Here is a 1,129-nt window from a genome sequence, read left to right as displayed (position 1 = left end):
CGAGGTGGTCACCGCCGCCGGCGCGGTGGCGGTGAAGGCGCCGCGGGTCAATGACAAGCGCGTCGACCCCGACACCGGTGAACGTAGGCGGTTCTCCTCGACGATCCTGCCGGCATGGGCCCGCAAATCCGCGCAGGTGTCCGAGGTGCTGCCGCTGCTGTACCTGCACGGGCTCTCGACCAGCGACTTCGGTCCCGCCCTCGAACAGTTCCTCGGCACCGGTGCCGGCCTGTCGGCCAGTTCGATCACCCGCCTCACGACGCAGTGGCAGGACGAGGCGAGAGCCTTCGCCGCCCGGGATCTCTCGGAGGCGGATTACGTCTATCTCTGGGTCGATGGTATTCACCTGAAAGTGCGTCTCGAGCAGGAGAAACTTTGCCTGTTGGTGATGATCGGTGTCCGCGCCGACGGCCGTAAGGAGCTCGTCGCCCTCTCCGACGGGTACCGGGAATCGACCGAGTCCTGGGCGGACCTGCTGCGGGATTGCCGCCGGCGTGGGATGCGGGCCCCGGTGCTGGCGGTCGGTGACGGTGCCTTGGGGTTCTGGCGGGCCCTGCGCGAGGTGTTCCCGGAAACGCGGGAACAGCGCTGCTGGTTTCACAAGCAGGCGAATGTTCTTTCTGCGCTGCCGAAGTCGGCTCATCCTGGTGCGTTGGCGGCGATGAAGGAGATCTACCTCGCCGAGGACATCGACAAGGCGCAGGTGGCGATCAAGGCATTCGAGATCGATTACGGCGCGAAGTACCCGAAGGCGGTCGCGAAGATCACCGACGACGCCGACGTGCTGCTCGAGTTCTTCCGGTATCCGGCTGAGCACTGGGTGCATCTGCGCACGACAAATCCGATCGAATCGACTTTTGCGACAGTGCGTTTGAGAACCAAGGTGACAAAGGGCCCGGGGTCGCGGGCGGCGGGGATGGCGATGGCCTACAAGCTGATCGAGGCCGCCCAGGCCCGCTGGCGGGCCGTGAACGCCCCGCACCTGGTGGCGTTGGTGCGGGCCGGTGCGCTGTTCCACAAGGGCAAGCTCCTCGAACGACCCGTCGAGATCACCCCGGAACCGTCACCGGACACGCCGGTATCCGAGGTCGCCTGACACACCTTAATCCACAGAATTTGACGATTCCTC

The 1,129-nt window shown here is 65.5% G+C and carries 1 protein-coding gene; it reads left to right on the top strand.

What is annotated here, in order from left to right:
- The coding region (locus tag G9U53_RS33255) for an IS256 family transposase (protein WP_165639980.1) at window positions 1-1,096 on the top strand (1,096 nt) is incomplete at its 5' end.
- Window positions 1,097-1,129: the final 33 nt, after the last annotated feature.

Origin of the sequence: Rhodococcus sp. D-46, from assembly GCF_011290655.1 — a bacterium.
Lineage (GTDB): Bacteria > Actinomycetota > Actinomycetes > Mycobacteriales > Mycobacteriaceae > Rhodococcus_F > Rhodococcus_F qingshengii.
The sequence above is the reverse complement of the archived record's forward strand: the minus strand, read 5'-3'. Positions and strand labels throughout refer to the sequence as shown.